The organism is Rhizobium sp. RCC_161_2 (genome assembly GCF_041355235.1).
GTDB lineage: Bacteria > Pseudomonadota > Alphaproteobacteria > Rhizobiales > Rhizobiaceae > Rhizobium.
Genome location: NZ_JBFUPL010000007.1, coordinates 290,996 through 314,964 on the forward strand (window position 1 = coordinate 290,996; position 23,969 = coordinate 314,964).

The 23,969-nt window shown below is 61.8% G+C and carries 22 protein-coding genes; 8 read left to right on the forward strand and 14 right to left on the reverse strand.

Going from position 1 to position 23,969, the window contains the following annotated elements; all coding sequences use genetic code 11:
• Nucleotides 1-109: 109 nt before the first annotated feature.
• A complete protein-coding gene (locus tag AB6803_RS19730; RefSeq protein WP_371110465.1) occupies nucleotides 110-1,405 on the forward strand; it encodes an ABC transporter substrate-binding protein in 1,296 nt (431 codons plus the stop codon).
• A gap of 99 nt (nucleotides 1,406-1,504) precedes the next feature.
• Here AB6803_RS19730 and AB6803_RS19735 read toward each other — a convergent pair whose 3' ends face one another.
• From AB6803_RS19735 to AB6803_RS19790, 12 genes are all read right to left on the reverse strand, one after another.
• A complete protein-coding gene (locus AB6803_RS19735; RefSeq protein ID WP_371110466.1) occupies nucleotides 1,505-2,365 on the reverse strand; it encodes a 5'-nucleotidase, lipoprotein e(P4) family in 861 nt (286 codons plus the stop codon).
• 231 nt (nucleotides 2,366-2,596) lie between these two features.
• A complete protein-coding gene (locus tag AB6803_RS19740; RefSeq protein WP_007692213.1) occupies nucleotides 2,597-4,327 on the reverse strand; it encodes an ABC transporter substrate-binding protein in 1,731 nt (576 codons plus the stop codon).
• Nucleotides 4,328-4,540: 213 nt separating this feature from the next.
• On the reverse strand, nucleotides 4,541-4,828 hold the full coding sequence (locus AB6803_RS19745; protein WP_371110467.1) for a DUF2160 domain-containing protein: 288 nt from the start codon (nucleotides 4,826-4,828) through the stop codon (nucleotides 4,541-4,543).
• Between the two features lie 12 nt (nucleotides 4,829-4,840).
• Nucleotides 4,841-5,713, reverse strand: a complete 873-nt coding sequence (locus AB6803_RS19750) for a carbohydrate ABC transporter permease (protein WP_371110543.1) — start codon at nucleotides 5,711-5,713, stop codon at nucleotides 4,841-4,843.
• A 47-nt stretch (nucleotides 5,714-5,760) separates the two neighbouring features.
• Nucleotides 5,761-6,633, reverse strand: a complete 873-nt coding sequence (locus AB6803_RS19755; protein ID WP_371110468.1) for a carbohydrate ABC transporter permease — start codon at nucleotides 6,631-6,633, stop codon at nucleotides 5,761-5,763.
• A gap of 2 nt (nucleotides 6,634-6,635) precedes the next feature.
• Nucleotides 6,636-7,706 (reverse strand): ABC transporter ATP-binding protein, encoded by a 1,071-nt coding sequence (locus AB6803_RS19760; RefSeq protein ID WP_047453443.1) that lies wholly within the window; start codon nucleotides 7,704-7,706, stop codon nucleotides 6,636-6,638.
• A 15-nt stretch (nucleotides 7,707-7,721) separates the two neighbouring features.
• Complete coding sequence (locus tag AB6803_RS19765) at nucleotides 7,722-8,804, reverse strand: ABC transporter ATP-binding protein (protein ID WP_371110469.1); 1,083 nt, start codon at nucleotides 8,802-8,804, stop codon at nucleotides 7,722-7,724.
• Nucleotides 8,805-9,325: 521 nt separating this feature from the next.
• A complete protein-coding gene (locus tag AB6803_RS19770) occupies nucleotides 9,326-10,354 on the reverse strand; it encodes a zinc transporter ZntB (protein WP_371110470.1) in 1,029 nt (342 codons plus the stop codon).
• A gap of 121 nt (nucleotides 10,355-10,475) precedes the next feature.
• On the reverse strand, nucleotides 10,476-10,874 hold the full coding sequence (locus AB6803_RS19775) for a VOC family protein (protein ID WP_371110471.1): 399 nt from the start codon (nucleotides 10,872-10,874) through the stop codon (nucleotides 10,476-10,478).
• A 192-nt stretch (nucleotides 10,875-11,066) separates the two neighbouring features.
• On the reverse strand, nucleotides 11,067-11,708 hold the full coding sequence (locus tag AB6803_RS19780; RefSeq protein WP_037219113.1) for a ThuA domain-containing protein: 642 nt from the start codon (nucleotides 11,706-11,708) through the stop codon (nucleotides 11,067-11,069).
• 24 nt (nucleotides 11,709-11,732) lie between these two features.
• Entirely contained in the window at nucleotides 11,733-12,833 is a 1,101-nt protein-coding gene (locus AB6803_RS19785; RefSeq protein WP_371110472.1) for a Gfo/Idh/MocA family protein, read from the reverse strand.
• 40 nt (nucleotides 12,834-12,873) lie between these two features.
• Nucleotides 12,874-14,076, reverse strand: coding sequence for an ROK family protein (locus tag AB6803_RS19790; protein ID WP_371110473.1), 1,203 nt, complete (start codon nucleotides 14,074-14,076; stop codon nucleotides 12,874-12,876).
• Nucleotides 14,077-14,295: 219 nt separating this feature from the next.
• On the opposite strand from AB6803_RS19790, the gene AB6803_RS19795 reads away from it, so the two are divergent.
• From AB6803_RS19795 to AB6803_RS19810, 4 genes are all read left to right on the forward strand, one after another.
• Entirely contained in the window at nucleotides 14,296-15,606 is a 1,311-nt protein-coding gene (locus AB6803_RS19795; RefSeq protein WP_371110474.1) for an ABC transporter substrate-binding protein, read from the forward strand.
• 305 nt (nucleotides 15,607-15,911) lie between these two features.
• Nucleotides 15,912-16,850: a carbohydrate ABC transporter permease gene (locus AB6803_RS19800; RefSeq protein WP_371110475.1), complete on the forward strand. Its 939-nt coding sequence runs from the start codon at nucleotides 15,912-15,914 to the stop codon at nucleotides 16,848-16,850.
• Complete coding sequence (locus tag AB6803_RS19805) at nucleotides 16,843-17,691, forward strand: carbohydrate ABC transporter permease (protein WP_034521924.1); 849 nt, start codon at nucleotides 16,843-16,845, stop codon at nucleotides 17,689-17,691. Before AB6803_RS19800 ends, AB6803_RS19805 begins: the two co-directional genes overlap by 8 nt.
• 20 nt (nucleotides 17,692-17,711) lie before the next feature.
• The gene (locus AB6803_RS19810) at nucleotides 17,712-18,782 is read left to right on the forward strand and encodes an ABC transporter ATP-binding protein (RefSeq protein ID WP_371110476.1); all 1,071 of its coding nucleotides are present in this window, start codon (nucleotides 17,712-17,714) and stop codon (nucleotides 18,780-18,782) included.
• Here the strand turns inward: AB6803_RS19810 and AB6803_RS19815 are convergent.
• Together AB6803_RS19815 and AB6803_RS19820 are read right to left on the reverse strand one after the other, a co-directional pair.
• On the reverse strand, nucleotides 18,779-19,156 hold the full coding sequence (locus AB6803_RS19815) for a DUF427 domain-containing protein (RefSeq protein ID WP_371110477.1): 378 nt from the start codon (nucleotides 19,154-19,156) through the stop codon (nucleotides 18,779-18,781). The two genes, AB6803_RS19810 and AB6803_RS19815, sit on opposite strands and share 4 nt — an antisense overlap.
• Before the next feature lie 106 nt (nucleotides 19,157-19,262).
• Nucleotides 19,263-19,877 (reverse strand): TetR/AcrR family transcriptional regulator, encoded by a 615-nt coding sequence (locus AB6803_RS19820; protein WP_371110478.1) that lies wholly within the window; start codon nucleotides 19,875-19,877, stop codon nucleotides 19,263-19,265.
• A 322-nt stretch (nucleotides 19,878-20,199) separates the two neighbouring features.
• On the opposite strand from AB6803_RS19820, the gene AB6803_RS19825 reads away from it, so the two are divergent.
• The 3 genes from AB6803_RS19825 to AB6803_RS19835 are packed head-to-tail and all read left to right on the forward strand — an operon-like array spanning nucleotide 20,200 to nucleotide 23,932.
• Nucleotides 20,200-20,667 carry a (2Fe-2S)-binding protein gene (locus AB6803_RS19825; protein WP_371110479.1) on the forward strand — a complete coding sequence of 156 codons (468 nt, stop codon included), beginning with the start codon at nucleotides 20,200-20,202 and terminating at the stop codon, nucleotides 20,665-20,667.
• Nucleotides 20,664-21,647: a xanthine dehydrogenase family protein subunit M gene (locus tag AB6803_RS19830; protein ID WP_371110480.1), complete on the forward strand. Its 984-nt coding sequence runs from the start codon at nucleotides 20,664-20,666 to the stop codon at nucleotides 21,645-21,647. Before AB6803_RS19825 ends, AB6803_RS19830 begins: the two co-directional genes overlap by 4 nt.
• A complete protein-coding gene (locus AB6803_RS19835; RefSeq protein ID WP_371110481.1) occupies nucleotides 21,644-23,932 on the forward strand; it encodes a xanthine dehydrogenase family protein molybdopterin-binding subunit in 2,289 nt (762 codons plus the stop codon). Before AB6803_RS19830 ends, AB6803_RS19835 begins: the two co-directional genes overlap by 4 nt.
• Nucleotides 23,933-23,969: the final 37 nt, after the last annotated feature.

A 23,969-nucleotide genomic window follows, 5' to 3' on the forward strand; every position in this document is an offset into this window, starting at 1 on the left:
GATTGTTTATTGCGTTTGGCAATGAAGTTGCATATCCTCCCGCGGAAATATCCGCAGTAGGCGTCGGGGAGATCGTCGCGGATAGCAACGCAAGAGAAGGAGGAATCTCATGCGCATGAATCGTCGTTCATTCATGATCGGAACTGCCGGAGCCGCGGCCGGTCTCGCTTTCGGTGGAGGGGCCATGCCCGCCTTTGCCGACGCGACGCAATTGCGGGCGATGTGGTGGGGCTCGCCCGATCGTGGCAAGCGCACGGTTGCCGTCGCCGAACTGTTTCACAGCAAGAACCCTGATCTATCCGTCGTCGGTGAAAGCATCAGCGGTGATGGCTACTGGGCAAAGCTCGCAACCGGCATGGCCAGCCAGAACATAGCAGACGTCTTCCAGCTCGAGCCGAGCACGATTTCGGACTATTCCAAGCGCGGCGCCTGCATGCCGCTCGACCAGTTCGTGCCCTCGACGCTGAATGTGGACAGTTTCGGCAAGGATGTGCTGAAGCTGACCACCGTCGACAACAAGCTCTATGGCGTCGGTCTCGGTCTCAATTCCTTTGCGATGTTCTATGACGAGGAGATGTTCAAGAAGACCGGCCTGACGCCGCCCGGCCCGACCACGACATGGGCGGAATATGCCGATCTCGCCGTGGAAATGACCAAGGCGGCCGGCAAGCGCGGCTATTGGGGCGGCCCCTATGGAGCGCGCTACAATTACGTGCTCGATGTCTGGCTACGCCAGCGCGGCAAGAGCCTCTTTACGGAAGAGGGCGGGCTCGGCTTCGGCGTCGACGATGCCAAGGAATGGTACAGCTACTGGGAAGATCTGCGCAAGCGCGGCGGCACGGTCTCCGCCGATGTCCAGACGCTCGACCAGAACGTCATCGAGAGCAACTGCCTGGCGCTCGGAAAATCGGCGATCGGCATGGCCTATTCCAACCAGCTCGTCGGCTATCAGCTCGTGGTCAAGAGCAAGCTCGCCGTCACGATGCTGCCGCGCGAAAAGAAGGACGGCCCCTCCGGCCATTACTATCGCCCCGCCCTGATCTGGAGTGTGGGCGCCACCAGCAAGAACGGCGAAGCGGCGGCGAAATTCATCAACTTCTTCGTCAACGATCCCGATGCCGGCAAGATCCTCGGCGTCGAGCGCGGCGTACCGATGTCGCCCGCCGTACGCGCTTCCATCCTGCCGACACTTAATCCGGTGGAGCAGCAGACGGTGCAATATATCGAGCTGCTGAAGGATCAGGTCGGCACCTATCCAGTACCGGCGCCGCTGGGCTCTGGAGAGTTCGACCAGAACGTCGCGCGCCCGGTCGCCGATCAGCTCGCTTTCGGCAAGATCACGGTCGCCGAGGCGGCGAAAAGACTGGTGGAGGAAGGTGCGACCAAGCTCAAGCGGAAGAGTTGAGCGGAGGCATTTTCAATGCGCCGAACGTCCGATACCCCCCTCTGTCACGTCAGTGACAGAGGGGGGTATCGCACCCTCCTCCGATTCTGCCATTAATGATTACTTCCCATCCCAGGGTTTCAGCGCATCCTGCTTCAGCTGGCGCTGCTGGTCCGCCGGCAGCTTGTAGTCGCCCTTGTAGGGGGCGCTTTCGAACGAGCCGTAAGTCGGATTCGCGATGGCGATCCAGTCGTGGCCGAAATGGGCGGCATTGGCGTCGAAGACCTTCTGGCGTTCCTCGAGGGTGCCCTTGTAGTCGTCGGTGAAGTCGCCGAAATTGTCGCCGAACATCAGGAGAATACGGTAGTTCTTGGCGATGAAGGCGCGGCGCGTGCCCTTGGCGGAGCCCCAATCGGGCTGTTCCTTGGCGCTGAGAAAAGTGTCGACATTGTCGCCCATCGGGAAGCCGAAGCGCTTCATCTCCTCGACGGTCGGGCCTTCCTCATCGGCGGTGCGGTTGGTGACGTAGAAGACCTTCACGCCCTTGGACGCCGCATATTGCGTGAATTCGACGGAGCCCGGAATGGGGCTGTCTTGCTGGGCGTTGACATATTTGGTCCAGCTGTCCGGCGTGAAGCCGGTGCCGGCGATGATGTTATGGGCCTGATAGGGCGATGTGTTGAGCACGGTGTCGTCGACATCGAGGATGATTGCCGGGGGGAAATCCTGGAAGTTGCCGGTCTGCTCGACCGGGGCCGCGGTCCAGCTCTTGTTCGCCAGGGCTTCGTCGAGCCGGATGCGGCCAAGCGCGTAGGCGCCGAGCGCATTCCCCTTGGCCTCGACCGAGGTCTGATCCCAGAGAACCGCGTTGAGATTGTCGTCGGGCTGGGCTGTCGGCAGGTCGGCTGCCAGAGCCGGCAGGGCGGCGGCAAGGCTGAAGGCGGTCATGAGCGCCTGGCGCCCAAAATATCCGTTTCTCACGCTGTTCTCCTTATGATTATTGGCTGCTGAAAATCCGCGAAGCATATCAACGGTTTCTGATGTATTCGGATGCCATGATCCGGATAAGGATAGTTCGTGCTCGCAGGAAATGTGTCAAGTCTGTGACAGTCGCGACGCAGCTGGTTTTTTCTGTTTTCCGTGCCTGGCCATCACGAAAAAATGCCGGAGCCCTTTCAGGCCCCGGCATCCATATTGCGTCACAGGCTCGGCTTACTTCTGCGCGTCGGCCCAGCTCTTGACCAGTTCGTCGTAGTTGACGGTGACCGGCTTTTCCTTCTCGTTGGCGATCTTCAGCTGCGGAGCGAGATGGCCGTTCTTGACGGCATCGGCGTTCCAGTAGGCGAGATCGTGCTCTTCGGCGAGCTTCGGACCGATATCGCCCTGAACACCGGCGCGTTCGATACGCTGCATCACCTTTTCCTGGTCGGCGCAGAGTGCATCCATGGCACCTTGCGCGTTCTTGGCACCCGATGCGGCATCGCCGATCGCCTGCCACCAGAGCTGCGCCAGCTTCGGATAGTCTGGAACGTTGGTGCCGGTGGGCGACCATTGCACGCGTGCCGGCGAGCGATAGAACTCGATCAGGCCGCCGAGTTCAGGCGCGCGCTTGGTGAAGCTCTTGTCGCGGATGGTGGATTCGCGGATGAAGGTGAGGCCGACATGGCTCTTCTTCACATCCACCGTCTTCGAGGTTACGAACTGCGCGTAGAGCCATGCGGCCTTTGCGCGGTCGACCGGGGTCGACTTCATCAGCGTCCAGGAACCGACGTCCTGATAGCCGAGCTTCATGCCGTCCTTCCAGTAGACGCCATGCGGAGACGGCGCCATGCGCCATTTCGGCGTGCCGTCGGCGTTCATGACCGGCAGGCCGGGCTTGACCATGTCGGCGGTGAAGGCCGTGTACCAGAAGATCTGCTGGGCGACATTGCCCTGCGACGGAACCGGACCGGATTCCGAGAAGGTCATGCCTTGAGCTTCCGGCGGTGCATAGGCCTTCAACCAATCGAGATACTTCTGGATAGAGTAGACGGCGGCCGGGCCGTTGGTGTCACCGCCACGGGCGACGCAGGAGCCGACCGGACGCGAGTTGGCATCGACCTTGATGCCCCATTCGTCGACCGGCAGGCCGTTCGGCAGGCCCTTGTCACCGTTGCCGGCCATGGAGAGCCAGGCATCGGTAAAGCGCCAGCCGAGCGACGGGTCCTTCTTGCCATAGTCCATATGGCCGAAGACCTTCTTGCCGTTGACGTCGCGGCCGGTGAAGAATTCGGCGATATCCTCATAGGCCGACCAGTTGACCGGTACGCCGAGATCGTAGCCGTACTTGGCCTTGAAGTCGGCCTTGTTCTTCTCGTCGTTGAACCAGTCGTAGCGGAACCAGTAGAGGTTGGCGAACTGCTGGTCGGGAAGCTGGTAGAGCTTCTTGTCCGGTGCGGTGGTGAAGCTGGTGCCGATGAAATCGGCGATGTCGAGGCCTGGATTGGTAACGTCCTTGCCTTCGCCGGCCATCCAGTCGGTCAGGTTGCGGACCTGCTTGTAGCGCCAATGTGTGCCGATCAAGTCGGAATCGTTGACCCAGCCGTCATAGAGGTTCTGGCCGGTCTGCATCTGCGTCTGGATCTTCTCGACGACGTCGCCTTCCTGGATGACGTCATGGGTGACCTTGATGCCGGTGATGGCGGTGAAGGCCGGTGCCAGAACCTGCGATTCATACTGGTGGGTGGTCAAGGTTTCCGAGACGACCTTGATCTCCATGCCCTGGAAGGGCTTGGCCGCGTCGATGAACCATTGCATTTCCTTTTCCTGATCGGCGCGCGAGAGCGTCGAGACATCGCCGATCTCCTTGTCCAGGAATGTCTTGGCTTCGTTCATGCCGGCCTGAGCCGAACCGGCCAGAGCCAGCAGCACGACTGCCGTCGTTGTTAAGAGATTCCGTCGCATATATTCCTCCCTACAGGTTGCGAGCGCATTGTCAGGCGACCGGATCCCCGGCCATCTGTATCGACTTGTCTTACCGCGCCGCATGTCCGAAGACGGGCAAGGGGCGGGGTAACTCTTGAAACCGTGTCAGAGCCCTTCACGGGAGCGCTCTGACTTTTTGTTTTTACGCAATTCCGGACGGAAAACCGCTGGCGCACTTTTCCTGGAATTGCTCTAGACCAGGCGGAAGACGCCGATGGCATAGACCACGGAAATGCCGACCGCCCACCACAGGCTAGGCCCGATCAGACCCAGCCATGCGAGATGGATGAAGGCGGCGCCGAGCAGCGAGACGAACAACCGGTCGCCCCGCGTCGTTTCGAAGCGCAGGATGCCGATGCGCGGATTGCCGCCGGGCGAGACATATTCCCAGACGGCCATGCCGATCAGCAGCGCCAGGATCGTTGCGAAGAACAGCGCGGTCGGCAGTGTCCAGGCCATCCAGGAAAAATCGGTATTCATGATGGTCTCCCTTCAGACGCGGCCGAGCGCGAAGCCCTTGGCGATGTAGTTGCGGACGAAATAGATGACGAGTGCGCCGGGGACCAAGGTCAGCACGCCGGCGGCGGCAAGCAGGCCCCAGTCCATGCCCGAGGCCGAGACCGTGCGCGTCATGATGGCGGCGATCGGCTTGGCGTCGGTCACCGTCAGCGTGCGGGCAATCAGGAGCTCGACCCAGGAAAACATGAAGCAGAAGAAGGCGGCGACGCCGATGCCGCTGGCGATCAGTGGAATGAAGATCTTGATGAAGAAGCGCGGGAACGAATAGCCGTCGATATAGGCCGTTTCGTCGATCTCCTTCGGCACGCCGGACATGAAGCCTTCGAGGATCCAGACCGCGAGCGGCACGTTGAACAGGCAATGTGCCAGCGCAACCGCGATATGGGTGTCGATCAGGCCGAAGGCCGAATAGAGCTGGAAGAAGGGCAGCGCGAAGACCGCCGGCGGCGCCATGCGGTTGGTCAGCAGCCAGAAGAAGACGTGCTTGTCGCCGAGGAAGCGGTAGCGCGAGAAGGCATAAGCCGCGGGTAGCGCGCAGCCAACCGAGATCACCATGTTCATGACGACATAGGTGATCGAGTTGATATAGCCCTTATACCAGGACGGATCGGTGAGGATGATCGTGTAGTTGCGCAGGGTCGGCGCATGCGGATAGAGCGTCAATCCGCCGACGATCTCCTCATTGGTCTTGAAGCTCATATTGACGAGCCAGTAGATCGGCAGGAGCAGGAAGATGATGTAGAGGGTCGGTACCAGCCATGACCAGCGCCCTTCCTCGCGATGCCGGCTTATCGGCTGCGCACCGGTCGTGGCGGTCACGCCGACGACCGGGCCTGAAGCGGCCATCTTGTGCATCGTTGCGTCGTCGGCCGTGGTGGAAAGAGGTTTGGCGCTCATCGCGTCGCTCCCGCATCATAATTGGTCATGACGGTGTAGAAGACCCAGGACAACAGCAGCACGATCAGGAAGTAGACGAGCGACATTGCCGCTGCGGGGCCGAGGTCGAACTGGCCGAGCGCAATCTTCACAAGGTCGATCGACAGGAAGGTCGTGGAATTGCCGGGGCCGCCGCCGGTGACGACGAAGGGTTCGGTATAGATCATGAAACTGTCCATGAAACGCAGCAGCACGGCGATCAACAGCACCCGGTTCATCTTCGGCAGCTGGATGTAGCGGAAGACGGACCAGCGCGAGGCGCCGTCGATCTTGGCGGCCTGGTAGAAGGCGTCGGGAATGGAGGCAAGGCCGGCATAGCAGAGCAGCACGACAAGGCTGGTCCAGTGCCAGACATCCATGATGATGATCGTCGCCCAGGCGTCGGCCGGATCGGAGACGTAATTATAATCGATGCCGAGGTTGACGAGGACATAGCCCATCAGGCCGATATCGCTGCGTCCGAACACCTGCCAGATCGTTCCGACCACGTTCCACGGGATCAGCAGCGGCAGGGCCATCAGCACCAGGCAGACCGGCACGCCGACGCCCTTCTTCGGCATGTTGAGGGCGATGAGGATGCCGAGCGGCACCTCGATCGCCAGAATGACGAAGGAGAAGATCAGGTTGCGGAACATGGCGTCCCAGAAGCGGCCGGAGTGTAGGATCTCCTCGAACCATTGCGTCCCCGCCCAGAAGAAGACGTTGTTGCCGAAGGTATCCTGCAACGAATAGTTCACGACCGTCATCAGCGGAATGACGGCCGAAAAGCCGACCAGCACCAGGACGGGAATGAGCATGAACCAGGCTTTGTTGTTCCACGGCTTGTCCATGATCAGGCTCCCATCTCGACGCGCCAGGAGTTGGCGTAAATATTGATGCCGGCGGGATCAAACGCGATATGCGGTTCGGCCGGCACCGTCTGGTCCTCGCCGATGACGGCGACGATGTCCTGTCCGTCCAGCTTGGCGCGCACCACCTTGCGGCGGCCGAGATCCTCGACCTGCGTAACCGTCGCCGGCATGCCTTCGCGGCCGAGGCGGACGAATTCCGGGCGGATGCCGAGTTCGGAGCGGCCTTCACGCCGCTCAATGGGTGCGCCGGGGAGGGCGATGGTGCGGTTGCCGAGCCGCGCATTGCGGCCGTCGATCTCGATCGGCATGACGTTCATGCCGGGCGAACCGATGAAATAGCCGACGAAGGTGTGGCGCGGGCGCTCGAACAGGTCGTTCGGCGTGCCGATCTGCACCACCTCGCCATTGTACATCACCACGACCTTGTCGGCGAAGGTCAGCGCCTCCGTTTGGTCGTGGGTGACATAGACCATGGTGAAGCCGAAGCGGCGGTGGAGCTGTTTCAGCTGTGAGCGCAGCACCCATTTCATATGCGGGTCGATGACCGTCAGCGGCTCGTCGAACAGGATGGCGTTGACGTCGGAGCGCACCAGGCCGCGGCCGAGCGAAATCTTCTGCTTGGCGTCGGCCGTCAGGCCGCGCGCCTTGCGATGGGCACTGTCGGAAAGACCGATCATCTCGATGATCTCGTCGACCTTGCGCTTCACGTCGGCTTCCGGAACGTGCCGGTTGCGCAAGGGGAAGGCGAGGTTTTCATAGACCGTCATCGTGTCGTAGACGACCGGGAACTGGAAGACCTGAGCGATGTTGCGCTCCTGGGTCGATAGCCGGGTCACGTCCTTGCCGTCGAAGAGGATGCGGCCTTCCGAGGCGCGCACCAGGCCGGAGACGATGTTGAGCAGCGTGGTCTTGCCGCAGCCGGACGGCCCGAGCAGCGCATAGGCGCTGCCGTCCTCCCAGCTGTGATGCACTTCCTTCAGCGCATAGTCCGCATCGGACTTCGGGTGGTCGTTGTAGGCGTGTCGGATATGATCCAGGTCGATACGTGCCATTGGCCGTGTCTCTCCTCAGGCTGCCCGTTGGAGGGCGGGTGTAACTGCGGCGCCATCGGTGTCGAACACCATGATGTGGCGCGGGTCGATATAGACGTCGATCGCATCGTCGACATCGATGTCCTGGACGCCCTGGGTCAGCATGACCCAGCGTCGGTCGGCGAAATCGATGTGGATGTAGCTTTCCGAACCGGTGATCTCGGTCACCATCACCCGTGCCGGCGCGGCGACGGCTTCCGGCGTCTGCGGCTTCAGCGCCAGATGGTGTGGCTGGAAGGCGATCGTATAGGGGCCGTCCGCCCGGTCCGCTAGGTCCTGCGGCACGGGCAGGCGAATGCTGTCGTTCAGCACGAAGAGGTTGCCGCGCTTTTCGAGCGTGATGGTGTTCAGCGGCGGGTCTGCAAAGGTGGTGGCGGTCATCAGGTCCTTCGGGCTGCGGAAGACATCGATCGTCGGCCCGAATTGCGTGATGCGGCCCTGCGACAGGGTTGCTGTATTGCCGCCCAGAAGCAGCGCCTCGGAGGGCTCGGTCGTGGCATAGACGAAAATGGCGCCGGATTCGGCGAAGATTTTCGGCAGCTCGGCGCGCAGTTCTTCGCGCAGCTTGTAGTCGAGATTGGCGAGCGGCTCGTCGAGTAGCACCAGGCCGGCATTCTTGACGATGGCGCGGGCCAGCGCCGTGCGCTGCTGCTGGCCGCCGGAAAGGCTGAGCGGCAGGCGATCGAGGAAGGGGCCGAGCCGCAAGAGATCGGCGGCTTTTTTCACCTCGCGGTCGATCGTCTCCGCGTCGGTGCCGCCAAGGCGCATGGGCGAGGCGATGTTGTCGTATACGGTCATCGCCGGATAATTGATGAATTGCTGGTAGACCATGGCGACGTTGCGGCGCTGCACGGGAACGCCGGTGACGTCGGTGTCGTCGACATGGATCGTCCCCGTCGTCGGCTTGTCGAGGCCGGCCATCAGCCGCATCAGCGATGTCTTGCCCGACAGCGTCGGTCCGAGAAGCACATTCAGCGTGCCGCGCTGCAGCGTCAGGTTCGTTTCGGCGATATGCGTTTCGCCGCTGACCGATTTCGACACGTTTCTGAGTTCAAGCACGATAGATTCCTTCCATGCGCGGCATGTCGATGCCGCTGCGAGGAGATTGATAGTTCTGGGTCGGTTACGTCTTACGGGGTGATGTTTTTTGCCCAAGCCGGCTCGGCACTTGTCGCGCGCGGTTGCGCCCCGGTGCCAGGTTCCGAAGGGTGAAATGCTTTTAAGAGAATGCGGCGTCTGAAGCTCGATGCAAAAAAACTGCCTTCGCGCAGGCCACGGCGCGCAGGCTGAATGGCAATGCAGCTTGCTCTGCTGGCAGCGCCATTTTTGCTATCGATTCGATCTATGGACAATGGAACCTCCCCCTGTTTCACTTTGCGCCCCTCAAGCGAAAACCGAAACCATAACGACGATAAATGAAGATAAAGGAATGTCAAACGAAAACTAGCCGCGTTTCAGTTTCGCTTCATAAATCTCATTCCCGCGCTTTTTTAGGGGTTTGAAATGAATCCGATAACTGATTGATCGGGATAGGAAATGGCGCGAAATCCTGGTCGGGAAGCGAAAAAGCGAAGCGGTGGCTAAAGCCAGTTGATGCGCTTCAGCACCCAGAGGGTGGCGATCGAGGTGATCGTCACGAAGAGGACGATGACGACGAAGGCCCATGTATCGTTGACGCCGGGAATGCCGCCGACATTCATGCCGAACAGGCCGGCCACCACGCTTGGCGGCAGAAGCAGCGCGGCGAGGGCTGCGAGGCGGTTGGAGTTGCGGGCGATGCGCTCGCTGATGACGGTCGACAAGTCGTCATGCAGGATGCCGGTACGGTCGCGGATGGCGTCGAGATATTCGATATAGCGCATCAGCTTGTCGATGACCTCGCGCAGGCGCAGCTTGTCGCGTTCGGCAAGCCAGGGCGCGTCGTCGTGCTCGATGCGGTTCAGCGCGTCGCGCTGCGGCGCCAGATAGCGGCGAAGCTGCACGGCCCGCCGGCGTAAAAGCTTCAGGCGCTCGCGCACCTGGCCGGCCTCGCCGTGAAAGATCAGCTCGTCAAGCTCATCCACCTCTTCGTCCATGGCGTCGAGCACGGGTTCGAGATCGCGCACCAGCTTGTCGCCGATCAAAGCGAGCAGTTCGCCGGAGCGCTGCGGTCCCTTCTTCTTTTCCAGTGACAGGCGGATATCGCGCAGCGCCGTGATGTAGTGGCCGCTGTCGCGAAGTGAAACGATGCGCTCACCATCGACCCAGAGATGCAGGGGCACGAGGTCGATATCGGCGGGCTTCTGCGTCGTGCCATCAGGGGATGTCGCGCAGACGCCGCGCAGGATAATCAATAGCCCGTCGCCCACCGGCTCGACGCGCGGGCGGGATTCCTCTTCCAGCAGCGCCTCGACCACGAAAGGGTCAAGGCCGCTCTTATGGGTGATCCAGTCGGCGGTAGCGGGATGATCGCGCTCGAAATGCAGCCAGGTGACGCCCTCCCCGGGCTTGCAGGAACCGACCTGTTCCAGGCTGAGTTGCCGGCAGCCGCCCTGTCCGTCGAGCAGGGAGGCGAAACGCAATCCCGGTTCGGTGCCGTAGCTGACCGTCGAACTGTTCGATGCTTCCATGGCGCCCTGATCCATCCATCCCCCATGGCAGCAAAAAGCGCGAGCATCACCGGAGTTTGTGGTGTGCTGGCGGGTAGCTTACCAGTTCGGATCAAAGTGGCAAGGTGCCTGCCTTCCACCATCAATCGGGAGAATTGAAGACGGCTTCGATATGATGGCCATCCGGATCGATCACGAATGCCGCAAAATAATGCGGCCCATAGTGGGGTCGAAGGCCGGGGGAACCGTTGCCTGTTCCTCCGTTTGCGATAGCCGCCTCATAGAAGTCGACGACGCCTTGTCGGCTTGCAGCGGCCAAGGCCAGATGAAAACCCGGACCGGGCGGCCGCTGACCCTCCGGACAGAACTTCAACGCCAGCTTATCGCCACCGCCGGCAATGCCGTAGCCGACGGCCTGACCCATTTCTCCCGGCCTCAGATCTTCCCAAACGCGAATGTATCCCAGCGGGGCAAGAGCAGCATCGTAGAATGTCGCTGCGCGTTCAATGTTGGAGACGCCGAAGGAGATATGATGAAGCATATGTCTGGAAACTCCGGTTTCGGATCAGTTCTCGCACATCGCAAAACATGCAAGGCGACAACATAACCTCCGTATTGCCTTCGTAGTGCATTTTTCAAATACAAAACCGCCCGCAGCAGATTGCTTCGGGCGGTTCCAGGTCTTCATCGGATGTAGCAGCCACCTATGGGGCTGGCCCCGACCGGTTCGTCGTCAACGTGCTGCCCAGTTGGCGCCGCGGCGGAAGATGGTTTTCATCTGCGGCACGCTGAATTCCTTGGCCTGGTGGCCCAGCGAGGAATAGAAGACGCGGCCCTTGCCGTATTTGCGCTTCCAGGCGACCGGCATGACGACACCGTCGATCCAGTAGGCGTGGTCACCGGTGAAGGTGGTGGTGGCCAGCACTTCGTTCGATGGGTCGACATGCATGTAATATTGCTCCGACGTGTAGGGGAAATCGGTGATCCCCTCCATGATCGGGTCGTCCGGCCGGGTGATGTTGACGGTGTAGTCGATGATGTTGCCGGGATGGGCGACCCATTGGCCGCCGATGATGAACTGGTATTCGACGCTTTCGCGGAAACTGTCACCGGCGCCGCCATGATAACCGGCGATCCCGACACCGCTCTCGATGGCTTCGGCGAGGTTCTTCACCTCTTCCTTCTCGATCTTCGACATGGTGACGATCGGCACGATCAGGCTGAGATCGTGGATCGACGGGTCGGCGAAGGCTTCGGTGCTGTTTTCGAGATAGACCTTGAAGCCGTCCTCCTCCAGCATGTCGCGGATGATGTGGGCGCATTCCTGCGGTTCGTGGCCGCTCCAGCCGCCCCAGACGATAAGTGCTTCACGCATGATATTCCTCCTGAAATTGCGCGGTTAACGACCGATTTTTCCGTCCACGAGGGACTCTGACAGAGGGGCCGGACGTTCCGTTTGTGTGGTGATGGTGATCGTGCGACCGCTGTCCGAGGCCGTCTGGAAGGCTTCCATGACTTCGAGCACATGCAGCGCCAGGCTGCCATTGGCGCGATGCGGCCGGTTGGAGCGGATGGCGTGCGCCAGATCCGCGACGCCGAGCGAGCGATAGTTGCCGTTGGCATAGGGCGCCGTGACCTCGCGCGGCTCGAACTGGCCACCCTTCTTCAGATACTCGACCTCGCCGCCGAAATGGTTCGGATCGGGCACGATCAGCGTGCCCTCTGTGCCGTAGATTTCGAGCGGCACGTGCTTGTGGCCGGCGACATCGAAGCTCATGCCGATCTGCACGACGGCACCGCTGGCAAAGGCCATGACGCCGGCAACGTGGGTCGGCACATGCACGGGGATGTGCTCGCCGTTGCGCGGCTCGCTGGTGATGATGCGCTCCCTGCGCGGCGTCACGGTAAAGCCGGCGACCTGGGAGACCGGCCCGAGCAGGTTGACGAGGTCGGTGATGTAGTAGGGACCCATGTCGAGCATCGGTCCGCCGCCGACTTCGTAATAGAAAGCCGGATTCGGATGCCAGCGCTCGTGGCCGGGGCACATGAAGGTGGCGATGCCACCGACCGGAATGCCGATCGCGCCCTCGTCGATGATGGCGCGCGCCGTCTGGTGTCCGCCGCCGAGAAAGGTGTCGGGGGCCGCGCCGATGCGCAGGCCTTTGGCGGCGGCGGCATCCGCGAGCGTCTTGCCCTCGGCGAAATTGATGCCGAGCGGCTTTTCCGAATAGGTATGCTTGCCGGCATCGAGCGCCTGCAGGCCGACGGCGACATGCGCCTTCGGAATGGTCAGGTTGACGATGATCTCGATCGAGGGGTCAGCGAAGAGGGCGGCGACATCGACGGCTTTCAGGCCGAATTCGGCAGCCTTGGCTTCGGCCAGTTCGCGATTGAGGTCTGCGACCCCTTTGATGTCGAGAATGGGAAACGATTTCATCGCTTTGAGATAGGCGCCGGAAATGTTCCCGCAGCCGATAATGCCAATGCCGACCTTTTCCATAAAACTTCCTCCAAATGAAATGCTTGTCCGTCCTTGCGGGTCAGAGGGCCGATGCCGGCCCCGTCGTTCCCCAAGGCGATTCATAGAGCTCGCGAAGCGCCACGACGGCCGCACCCTGCGCCCAGGTTTCGTCCGTCGACTGGTCGAAGACGAGTTCCGTCACGCCCTTGATCGAGGGTGGAATGGCCAGGGAATAGGCCTCCCGGAGGCTGTCGAGGAAGGGCTGGCCGAGCGCCAGGCTCGATCCGACGAGAATGACGCGCGGCGGCGCGAAGAGCGTGACGATATTGGCGAGCGCCACGCCGCAGGCCTCGCCGGCGCGGATGGCCGCGCTGATCAGCACATTATCCTCGGCCGCAATCAGCGTCTTCGCATGCGCCATGCCTCGGCCGAGACGAATGGCTTCGGCGAAGCGGCCGTTCTGCTGGTCGCCGAGGATGGCGCTTTCGCCTGCTAGGCTTGCAAGCCGTATGGTGCCCTGCGGCCCTATGCCGAGGACAAGGTCGCCAAGATTGTGGCTCAGGCCGCCGGCGCCGCGAAAGAGCTGGCCGGCATGCAAGACGCCGAGGCCGAGCGTCTGTTCCAGCGACACCAGCACCATGTCGTCGAGGTCCCGTGCCTGGCCGAACCAGTGATGCGCCAGCGTGATGGCATGGGCATCGCTCTCGACGATGGTGGGGACGCCCAATCGTTCGGACATTTCTCTGGCGAAGTCGACGCCGCTTTCGCGGAAGATCGGGCTCGAGCGAACATGGCCGGTGCGGTGCTCGATGACACCGGGAAGGCCGAGGCAGACCGAATCGATCTCGTCCAGCGCCAGGTCGGCATCGACGACGCAGCGGCGCACGCCGTCCTCGATCAGGTCGGCAATGACGCTGATCGGCTGCCGGTCGACGCGAAGCGCAAGCGTCAGCGTCGACAAGACCTCGCCGCGGAAATCGGCGACGACGAAGACCATGCGGTTGGCGGCGATCTTTGCGCCGACGACGCGGGCGGCGTCCGGATTGAGCTCCAGCATGACGCGCGGCCGGCCACGGGCGGCGGCCTCGCGCAGGTCGCCTTCGGTGCGGGCCAGGATTAGACCGTCATCAAGGAGCGAAGCGGTGATGGCCGAAACCGTGGTGGTGGAAAGCTGGGTGCTTTCGCTGATTTCGATACGTGCGATGGAGCCCGCCCGCCGGATCGTATCCAGCACATTGAAGCGGTTTATCGCCCGCATAAGCTCGGGATCTGCTGTTTTCATGAGAATGGTGCCGAATGACGTTTCCGCTCGGTTGCGGCCTGGTATTTTTGACGGGATGCGAATTAAATAGCCTATGCTTGTAGCCTGATGTCAAGCCACTTCCGGCCGCTTCTGCCGAAAATTTAGGAATGGTGGTTGACATTTCAGCAAAGCTCCGTTGAATTAATCCGCATAAGGGAAAAATTATAGAGGCTGTTGTTCCCTTGGGAGGAGACAATCATGTTTTATGAACGTGGGGCGAAGGCCCTTCGCGGCGTGCGTATTGCCGCCATTGCTGCTGCCACGGGACTTGCGATGCTTTCCGGCGCGACCAGCGCCGCGGCTGACACGGTCGTCAAGTGGCTGCATCTCGAAACCGATCCAAACTATGTGGCCGTCTGGCGCAAGATCGCCGATCAGTATGAAGCCCAGCATCCGGGCGTGAAGATCCAGATGCAGTTCCTGGCGAACGAGGCGTTCAAGGCAAAGCTGCCGACGCTGCTGCAATCGAGCGACGCGCCGGATTTCTTCTTCAGCTGGGGCGGCGGTGTGCTGAAGCAGCAGGAGCAGACCGGCACGCTGATGGACCTGACCGCGGCGATGAACGCCAAGGACGGCGCCTGGCTGAAGGCCTATAATCCGGCAGCGGTCAAAGGCCTGACCTTCGACGACAAGATCAGCGCCGTACCCTACAAGCTCGGCACGGTTTCCTTCTTCTACAACAAGGCGCTCTTCGCCAAGGCCGGCGTCGATGCGACTGCCATCAAGACCTGGGACGACTATCTTGCCGCGGTCAAGAAGATCAAGGCGGCCGGTATAGCGCCGATCGCCGGCGGCGGCGGCGAGAAGTGGCCGATCCACTTCTACTGGAGCTATCTGGTGATGCGCGACGGCGGCCAGCCGGTCTTCACCGCGGCCAAGACCGGTCAGGGCAACGGCTTCAACGATCCGGCGATCATCAAGGCGGGCGAACAGCTCGCAGAGCTCGGCAAGCTCGAGCCGTTCCAGCCGGGCTATCTCGGCGCCACCTGGCCGCAGGCGCTCGGCATCTTCGGCGATGGCAAGGCCGCGATGATCCTCGGTTTCGAAAACACCGTCGCCAACCAGCGCACCAATTCCGGCGACGGTAAAGGCCTGGCCGACGACAATGTCGGCCGCTTCGCCTTCCCGGCGGTCACCGGCGGCGCCGGTCTCGCGACCGATACGCTCGGCGGCCTGAACGGCTGGGCCGTGACCAAGAAGGCCCCGCCGGAAGCGCTCGATTTCCTCGCCTATCTCACCAATGCGGAGAATGAACGCACAATGGCGCAGGCCGGCATGCTCATTCCGGCGACGATCGGTTCCGAGGACGGCGTCAAGGGACCGCTGATGGGCGATGCCGCCGAACAGCTGGCACATTCGACCTGGCACCAGAACTTCTTCGACCAGGATCTGGGTCCCTCCGTCGGCCGTGTCGTCAACGATGTCGCGGTCGGCATCGTCTCCGGCCAGATCACGCCGAAGGACGGCGCGCAGCAGGTCCAGGACGCTTTCGAGCAGGATCAGCTCTAGCACCTAAAACACCTTCGCCCCAACGGGGAGAAGGTGGATCGAAACGCTGAGCGAAGTGAAGCGATGAGAGACGGATGAGGGGGTGGCGCATTCTGTACAATCCTTACGGTGCAATGCCCCCTCAACCTGCCCTTTGGGCGTCCTTCTCCCCGTGGGGGAGAAGGTGAAACGTACCCTAGCGCCAATCTGCGAAATTGATCCGGATTTGGCGTGACAGTTGATCGGGTGAGCCAGCTTCCAAAACCGGCTCACCATTTCCAAAGACGACGTATGTTTCCCTGGAACGTCAGGGGTCAGGATCATTAATGACTGATGTCAGCGCAACGACCGCTATCCGGCCCATCTCTAGAGCGAGACCTGCGGCGCGCCGAAAATCGCCGGCCGCGCGCGGTCGCATGCCCGTCATCCTGCTGTTCTTGCCGCCGGCGCTTTTGCTTTTCAGCATCTTCGTCATCCTGCCAATGGGAGAGGCCGCCTGGTACAGCCTTTACCGATGGAACGGCTACGGATTGCCGACGGAGTTCGTCGGCCTGCGTAATTTCCAGGTGCTGTTCAAGAATGCCGCGTTCCTGACCTCGCTCAAAAACAATGCGCTGATCATCGTGGTATCGATTGCCGTGCAGGTGCCGCTTGCCATTTGGCTCGCGACCATGCTGGCGCACCGTATTCGCGGTGTCGTGCTCTTTCGGCTGATCTTCTTTTTGCCCTACGTGCTGGCGGAAGTCGCGGCAGGCCTGATCTGGCGCTTCGTCTATGACGGCGACTACGGCCTCTTCGCCGCGATCGCACACTTCCTCGGAACCGCCACGCCCTACGTGCTCGCCGACAAGGATCTGGCGATGTACGCGGTGCTTGGCGTGATCGTGTGGAAATATTTCGGCTTCCACATGATGCTGTTCATCGCCGGCCTGCAATCCCTAGACAAGAGCGTGCTGGAAGCGGCTGAAATCGACGGCGCCACCGGTTGGCAGAAGTTCCGCTACGTCACCCTGCCGCTGCTCGGCTCGACGTTGCGCCTGTCGGTGTTCTTTGCGGTCGTCGGCTCGTTGCAGCTCTTCGATATGATCATGCCGCTCACCGGCGGCGGACCGTTCAACTCGACCCAGACGATGGTGACCTTCCTCTACAATTTCGGCGTCACCCGCATGCAGGTTGGCCTCGGCAGCGCCGTCGGCGTGGTGCTGTTCGTCATCTGCGTCACCCTCGCCTTCGGCTACAAACGGATATTTATGCGCAATGACTGATATCGCCTCATCCGTTCGACTGAAGATCGGCACGAAGATCTATCTCTATGCGTCGTTGACCATCATCGCCGCCATCGTGCTGATCCCGCTGTTGACAACCATGCTCGGCGGCTTCAAGTCGCTGGGGGATCTCCGGGTCAATCCCTTCGGCCTGCCAGCCGAGTGGCATTTCGAGAACTATACCGGCATCCTGTTTGGCGACCGCTACTGGCGGCAGATGATGAACTCGCTGATCATTGCGGTGCTGACCGTGTTTCTGACGGTATCGGTCTCGGCGATGGCGGCCTTCGCCTTCGCGCATGTGAAGTTCTTCGGTTCGAACTTCCTGCTCAACTATTTCCTGATTGGGCTGATGTTTCCGGCGGCGACGGCGATCCTGCCTCTGTTCATCCGCATACGCGATCTCGGCCTGCTTAATACCTATTGGGGCGTTGTGCTGCCGCAGGTGGCCTTCGGCCTCGGCATGAGCATTCTTCTGTTCCGAAACTATTTTCGAAACCTTCCGGAAGAATTGTTCCAGGCGGCTTTTGTCGATGGCTGCGGCTATATCCGCTTCTTCTGGCATATCTCGCTGCCGCTCTCTCGGCCGATCATCGCCACCGTCAGCATCATCTCCTTCGTCGGCAGCTGGAACAGCTACATCCTGCCGCTGATTATGCTGAACTCGGATTCGATCTATCCCTGGCCGCTCGGCATGATGGTCTATAGCGGCGAATTCGGCACGGAATGGGAATTGGTGTTGGCCTTCATCACGCTCACCATCCTGCCCACCATCATCGTCTTCTTCCTGGCGCAGAAGCATATCATCGCCGGCCTCACCGCCGGTGCAGTGAAGTCCTGAGCCTTACTGGAGCAAAAAGCATGGCATCCGTCGAACTGCACAACATCCACAAGGCCTATGGCGCGCTGGCGGTCATCCACGATATCTCGCTGGCGATCGACGATGGCGAGTTCATCGCGCTCGTCGGTCCCTCCGGCTGCGGGAAATCGACCCTGTTGCGCATGATCGCTGGGCTGGAGGAAATCACCGACGGTGATGTCTCGATCGGCGGGCAGGTGGTTAACGCCATGACGCCGCGCGAGCGCAACATCGCCATGGTCTTCCAGTCCTACGCGCTTTACCCGCACATGACGGTGGCCGAGAACATGGGTTTCAATCTGAAGCTCTCGGGCGAGACGAAGCCGGCGATCGAGCAGCGGGTGAACGAAGCCGCGCGCATGCTCGACCTTACCAAGCTGCTCGACCGCAAGCCGGCGCAGCTTTCCGGCGGTCAGCGCCAGCGCGTCGCCATGGGCCGTGCCATCGTGCGCAACCCCGCCGTCTTCCTGTTCGACGAACCCCTGTCGAACCTCGATGCGAAGCTGCGCGTGCAGATGCGCTCCGAGATCAAGGCGCTGCATCAGAAGGTACAGACGACTTCGATCTACGTTACCCACGATCAGATCGAAGCCATGACGCTTGCCGACCGCATCGTCGTTCTGAACCAGGGCCGGATCGAGCAGCAGGGCACGCCGATCGAGCTTTATCGCCAGCCGGCCAATCTCTTCGTTGCCGGTTTCATCGGCTCGCCGGCGATGAATTTCCTTGATGGCGTGGTGGAAGGCGTCAACGGTTCGGCTTCCGTGCGGCTGACGGATGGCACGCCGCTGCGCATCGCGAGCGAACGCAAGGTGCAGCCCGGCCAGAGCGTGAAGATCGGCCTGAGGCCGGAGCATCTCAGCTTAACGGGTAATGGTTCGCCGCTCACTGGCCAGACGCTGCTGGTCGAGCCGACCGGCGCGCAGACACATGTATTGTTCGATCTTGCCGGCGAACAGGTGACCGCCGTCGTCGACGGCGAGGCCCCGGTTCGCTACGGGGAGCAGTTGAAGGTCACCGTCAATCCTGATCAGGTCTATGTCTTCGACGCGACAAGCGGACTGACGCTTTAAGCCTCGACCCTGATCGCGTCGACGCGGTCGGGATAGAAGGCCATATAGTCCTTGATCCGGCTGACGGAAGGATGGGGATTTTCATAGGTCCACACCGCGTTCACCGAACGCTCGCCGCCAGCCGCAATGCTGTAATAGGAGCAATCGCCCTTATAGGGGCAGTAGGTCGCGTGATCGGTTCTCTTGAGGGCCGACATGTCGACATTCTTGCGGGGGATGTAAAGGACCGCCGGATATGAGGCTTCCTTCAGCGACAGCGCTTCCCGTGTATCGGCGATGACCTTGCCAGCGACCGAAACGGTGACATGGGCATGCGTGTCCTCGATCGTGATGGGATGATCGGGGCCGGGGATTTTGACCGGTTTTTCGGACATGATGGGCTCCTTGGTTGGGTGAGGGGCCACGCACAGAGTTTTGGCGATCTTGGAGATGCGTGACCATCCGTGTTCCAAAAGGATATAGGAACACTTCCGTGGATTATCAGGCCCTCGGCGCGCCCCAGCGCAGACCGTCCATCAAAAGGCCGACGAGCCGGCGGGAGCGGTTGTGCCATTCCGGGGAATTGGGCATGGAATAGGTGCCCGACAGCGCATGCAGCACATCCGTGCTGTCGACGTCGGCGCGGATCGAGCCGTCGGCCACTGCCCGCGCGATCAGGCCAGCAAGTACGATCGGGACCTTGCCGTAGCTGTCGGCGAAGAGTTCGGAGTTGCTGTTGAGCAGGATGCGCAGGCTGTCGCCCATGCCGCGCTTGGTGGCGATGTAGCCGACGAAACGGTGCATCCATTCTTCCAAAGTCCGATCGGGGGTAAGCTCGCGTGAAAGCTCCTCTGCCGCATCGCAGAGCGCTTCGACCTCATGGCGGTAGACCACCTCGACCAGATGCTCGCGGGTCGGGAAATGGCGATAGAGTGTGCCGACACCGACGCCGGCGCGCCGGGCGATGTCTTCGAGCGAGGCGGCGGTGCCGTGATCGGCGAAGGCTTGCGCCGCGGTTTCGATGAGCTTGTCGCGATTGCGCCGTGCATCGGCGCGCAGGCTTTTGCCGGCTGGCGGTGTCTGGTCCTTCGGCTCTGTCGATGGCTTGGACGCCAATTCTCGCTCCATGCGGATTGCGACTTGACGACATCGGACAAGTCTCTAGGATAATAAACGGAGGCGCCTCCGTTTAATCTGGAGTAGCAGAGGATTGTTATCGCATAAAGGGCCAAGACGCCATTGCCGTCCGATGAGAGGATCTGGGACGATGAAAGCGCGGCTGCACCCGAGGCGTTTTACCGCAAGCCGCACGCGCCGGCCAAAGTGCGTAGTCTGATGATCTGGAGCTGGCCTGGCTGACGTCAAGAGCGGATGCCATGACCGATCAATGCCAACGACTGCCAATTGCAAGATGAAGACCCGAACAGGGAGTGACCTGATGACCACCGTCCATCTCGATATCAATGGGCGCGAGCACGAGCTTTCGCTGGATCCGCGCGTGACGCTTCTCGATGCCCTTCGCGAGCATCTCTGTCTGACCGGCACCAAGAAAGGCTGCGACCAGGGCCAGTGCGGTGCCTGCACCGTCCATGTCGATGGCGAGCGCGTGCTTTCCTGCCTGACGCTGGCCGCCCAGGCCGAAGGCCGAAAGGTGACGACGATCGAGGGCTTGGCGGCTGAAAACGGCGATCTGCATCCCGTTCAGGCCGCCTTCCTTGAACATGACGCCTTCCAGTGTGGCTATTGCACGCCGGGGCAGATCATGTCGGCGGTTGCCTGCATCCGCGAGGGCCATGCCGGCTCCGATAGTGAAATCCGCGAATATATGGCCGGTAATCTCTGTCGGTGCGGCGCCTATCCGCATATCGTCGCCGCCGTGCGCGAAGCCGCGGAGGCAGCCCGATGAAAGAGTTTTCCTATCTCCGCGCCGGCTCCATCGATGAGGCCCGGCAGGCTAGCGTTTCTCCCGCCGCTGCATTGCTCGCCGGCGGCACCACGCTGCTCGACCTTGCCAAATGCGGTATTGCTGAGCCTCGGACGGTGGTGGATATCACCCACCTCTCCGGCCTTGATGCTATCGCCTTTGACGATCAAGGCGTTACCATTGGTGCGCTGGCGAAGATGAGCCGTGTTGCCGACGACGCCAATATCAAGGCGCAGTTCCCGGCCGTATCAGAGGCATTGTCACTCGCCGCTTCGGCGCAGATCCGCAACATGGCAACAATCGGCGGCAATCTGATGCAGCGCACGCGCTGTCCCTATTTCCGCGATCCCGCTACCTTTGCCGCCTGCAACAAGCGCGCGCCCGGCTCCGGCTGTTCCGCCATTGGCGGTGTGACGCGCAATCATGCGGTTCTCGGCACGAGCGACGCCTGCATCGCCACCAATCCCGGCGATCTTGCTGTCGCCCTGGTGGCCTTCGACGCCGTCGTGCATCTCGGTGACCGTCGGATCGCCGTTGACGACTTCTTCCTTCTGCCGGGCACGACCCCCGAGCGGGAGCATGCGATTTCGCCCGGCGAAATGATCATCGCGGTGACAATTCCGGCATCCCCCGCTGCGCGTCGCTCGACCTATCTCAAGGTCCGCGACCGCCAGTCCTATGAGTTTGCGGCGGCGAGTGCCGCTGTTGGCCTTGAGCTGGAGGCGGATGGCCGGACGATCCGCGATATCAGGGTGGCGCTTGGCGGCGTGGCGACCAAGCCGTGGCGCGCCCGCGCCGTCGAGGCTGCTTTGAGGGGCAAGGTGCTGGAGGCGGATACGATCAAGCGCGCCAGCCTGCTTGCCGTCGAAGGTGCCGTCTATCATGGCGCCAACCGTTACAAGATCGAGCTCGCGCCGCGTGTCGTTGAGCGCGCCATCCTGACGATGGGAGAGATTGCATGACCATCATGGAAACCAGAAAGCACGGCGCGGCCGACGGCGCCCTCGGCGGACGTCTGTCGCGTCTTGACGGCACCGCAAAGATCAAGGGCGAGGCCGATTATGCCGTTGAGCGCGATCTTGAGGGGCTCGCCCATGCGGTGATGGTGCAGAGCACGATCGCCGCCGGCCGTATCGTCGGTATGGATATCTCGGCGGCGGAAAAGGCGCTGGGCGTGCTGCTCGTTCTGACGCCGGACACCATGCCGGATCTGAACTCGCCGACCACTTGGCTCGATACGCCCGGTCCCGAAGGCCCGTACCGAGCGCTGACCAATGATATCACCTATAGCGGCCAGCATGTTGCCATTGTGGTTGCTGAAACCTTCGAGCAGGCGACGGCAGCAGCGGCGCTGGTGAAGGTGACCTATGAGGAAACTCCGGCCGTCTATAGCCTTGAGGATCCGAAGGGTGGCGAGGGTTTTCCGCTCGACGCGATGACCAAGGAATGGGGCGATGCCGCGACAGCTCTTGCCGCCGCGCCCGTCAGGATCGAGGCGGAATACAGGACGCCGCGCGAATATAACGTGCCGATCGAGCCGCACGGGCTGATCGCCAAGTGGGACGGCGACAGGCTGACCCTTTGGGAGGCCAGCCAATGGATCGACGGCATGGCGCGCACCTATGCCGAATGGTTCGGCTTGCCCTTCGAGAATGTGCGGATGATCTCGCCCTATATCGGCGGCGGCTTCGGCTCCAAGGCGCTCGCCCTGCCGCATGGCGCAGTCGGCGTCATGGCGGCGAAACTGCTTGGCCGTCCGGTCAAGCTGGTCATTACCCGGCCGCAGACTTTCACGTCTTTCGGGGGACGTCCCGGCACGCGCCAGACGATTGCGCTTGGCGCCACGAAGGACGGCAAGCTCACCTCCATCGTCCAGACCGGCGCCAACGAGACGTCGATGGGCGATGTGGCGGTCGAGCCGTTGGGTGTGGTCACCGCGATCATGTATGCGACGCCCAATCTCTCGTCGCGGCAGAACATCGTACGGGTGAATACGGTCAAGCCCGGTGCCCTGCGCGCTCCCGGCGAAAACCCGAGCGCCTTCGGTATCGAAAGCGCCATGGACGAGCTTGCCCATGAACTCGGCATGGATCCGTTGGAAATCCGGCTGCTGAACTATGCCGAGCGAGATCAGGAGGCGGACAAGCCCTGGTCGACGCGGCAATTGCGCGAGGCTTTCGAGGCTGGCGCAAAGGCGTTCGGCTGGGCGAAGCGCTCGCATGCGCCGCGCTCGATGCGTGACGGCAAGCAGTTGATCGGCTGGGGCGTGGGCGCCGGCACCTATCCGGTGCGCCGCACGCCGGGCGAGGCGCTTGTGCGGATCCTCGCCGACGGATCGGCGGAGGTGGCGAGCAGCGGCATCGACATGGGGCAGGGGACCTACACGATCCTGGCGCAGACCGCGGCGGAAACGCTCGGCATTCCGATCGAGCAGATCCGCGTCAAGCTCGGCGATTCCGCGCTGCCGCGCGCGCCTGTCGCCGGCGGTTCGCAACTCGCCAATCTGATGACCGGTGCCGTCTACAAGGCGGCGATTGCCGCCCGCGACGAGCTGGTGGGCCTTGCGATCAACGATCCCAACTCGCCGCTTCGCGATCTTCAGGCCAATACGTTGACTGTCTCCGAAGGCCGCATCCTGCCGCCGCGCGATGGCGGCGACGGCATCGCCATTGCCGACCTGTTGCAGCAGATCGGCCGCGACAAGATCGAGGTACTGCGCAACACCTTGCCGGACGACAAGCAAAGCAAGGCGGATATCTATCGCAACTTCTCGACCATCGCGACCATGCGGTCGCCGACGGAGGGCGAGTATTCGCTGCATAGCTGGTGCGCGCATTTCATCGAAGTGCGAGTGGACGAGGATTTCGGCACGGTCCGCGTCTCGCGCGTTGTCTCGGCGCTCGATTCCGGAAGGCTCTACAATCCGAAGCTCGCCGAAAGCCAGTGGAAGGGCGGCATCATCATGGGCATCGGTCAGGCGCTGCTCGAGGAGGGCATTGTCGATGAGCGCTACGCGCGCGTCATCAATAACAATCTCGGCGATTACCTCGTGCCGACCAATGCCGATATCCCCGATATCGAGGTGATCAATGTCGGCATTCCCGACCCCCACGCCTCCGTGCTCGGCGGCAAGGCGGTCGGCGAGCTGGCGATCGTCGGCGTCGCGCCGGCCATTGCCAACGCAGTCTTCCACGCGACCGGCAAGCGCATCCGCGAACTGCCGATCACCCTGGAGAAGCTTCTGTAGGTTGGAGGGGCCAGGGGATGGTCGGGCGCGTACGATG

What these genes read in the sequence shown, in the direction of transcription:
- AB6803_RS19730 (WP_371110465.1), top strand. Translation starts at nt 110, where the DNA reads ATGCGCATGAATCGTCGTTCATTCATGATCGGAACTGCCGGAGCCGCG.
- AB6803_RS19790 (WP_371110473.1), bottom strand. Translation starts at nt 14,076, where the DNA reads ATGAAAACAGCAGATCCCGAGCTTATGCGGGCGATAAACCGCTTCAAT.
- AB6803_RS19795 (WP_371110474.1), top strand. Translation starts at nt 14,296, where the DNA reads ATGTTTTATGAACGTGGGGCGAAGGCCCTTCGCGGCGTGCGTATTGCC.
- AB6803_RS19780 (WP_037219113.1), bottom strand. Translation starts at nt 11,708, where the DNA reads ATGCGTGAAGCACTTATCGTCTGGGGCGGCTGGAGCGGCCACGAACCG.
- AB6803_RS19810 (WP_371110476.1), top strand. Translation starts at nt 17,712, where the DNA reads ATGGCATCCGTCGAACTGCACAACATCCACAAGGCCTATGGCGCGCTG.
- AB6803_RS19760 (WP_047453443.1), bottom strand. Translation starts at nt 7,706, where the DNA reads ATGGCACGTATCGACCTGGATCATATCCGACACGCCTACAACGACCAC.
- AB6803_RS19745 (WP_371110467.1), bottom strand. Translation starts at nt 4,828, where the DNA reads ATGAATACCGATTTTTCCTGGATGGCCTGGACACTGCCGACCGCGCTG.
- AB6803_RS19830 (WP_371110480.1), top strand. Translation starts at nt 20,664, where the DNA reads ATGAAAGAGTTTTCCTATCTCCGCGCCGGCTCCATCGATGAGGCCCGG.
- AB6803_RS19785 (WP_371110472.1), bottom strand. Translation starts at nt 12,833, where the DNA reads ATGGAAAAGGTCGGCATTGGCATTATCGGCTGCGGGAACATTTCCGGC.
- AB6803_RS19815 (WP_371110477.1), bottom strand. Translation starts at nt 19,156, where the DNA reads ATGTCCGAAAAACCGGTCAAAATCCCCGGCCCCGATCATCCCATCACG.
- AB6803_RS19740 (WP_007692213.1), bottom strand. Translation starts at nt 4,327, where the DNA reads ATGCGACGGAATCTCTTAACAACGACGGCAGTCGTGCTGCTGGCTCTG.
- AB6803_RS19800 (WP_371110475.1), top strand. Translation starts at nt 15,912, where the DNA reads ATGACTGATGTCAGCGCAACGACCGCTATCCGGCCCATCTCTAGAGCG.
- AB6803_RS19825 (WP_371110479.1), top strand. Translation starts at nt 20,200, where the DNA reads ATGACCACCGTCCATCTCGATATCAATGGGCGCGAGCACGAGCTTTCG.
- AB6803_RS19770 (WP_371110470.1), bottom strand. Translation starts at nt 10,354, where the DNA reads ATGGAAGCATCGAACAGTTCGACGGTCAGCTACGGCACCGAACCGGGA.
- AB6803_RS19805 (WP_034521924.1), top strand. Translation starts at nt 16,843, where the DNA reads ATGACTGATATCGCCTCATCCGTTCGACTGAAGATCGGCACGAAGATC.
- AB6803_RS19775 (WP_371110471.1), bottom strand. Translation starts at nt 10,874, where the DNA reads ATGCTTCATCATATCTCCTTCGGCGTCTCCAACATTGAACGCGCAGCG.
- AB6803_RS19835 (WP_371110481.1), top strand. Translation starts at nt 21,644, where the DNA reads ATGACCATCATGGAAACCAGAAAGCACGGCGCGGCCGACGGCGCCCTC.
- AB6803_RS19750 (WP_371110543.1), bottom strand. Translation starts at nt 5,713, where the DNA reads ATGGCCGCTTCAGGCCCGGTCGTCGGCGTGACCGCCACGACCGGTGCG.
- AB6803_RS19755 (WP_371110468.1), bottom strand. Translation starts at nt 6,633, where the DNA reads ATGGACAAGCCGTGGAACAACAAAGCCTGGTTCATGCTCATTCCCGTC.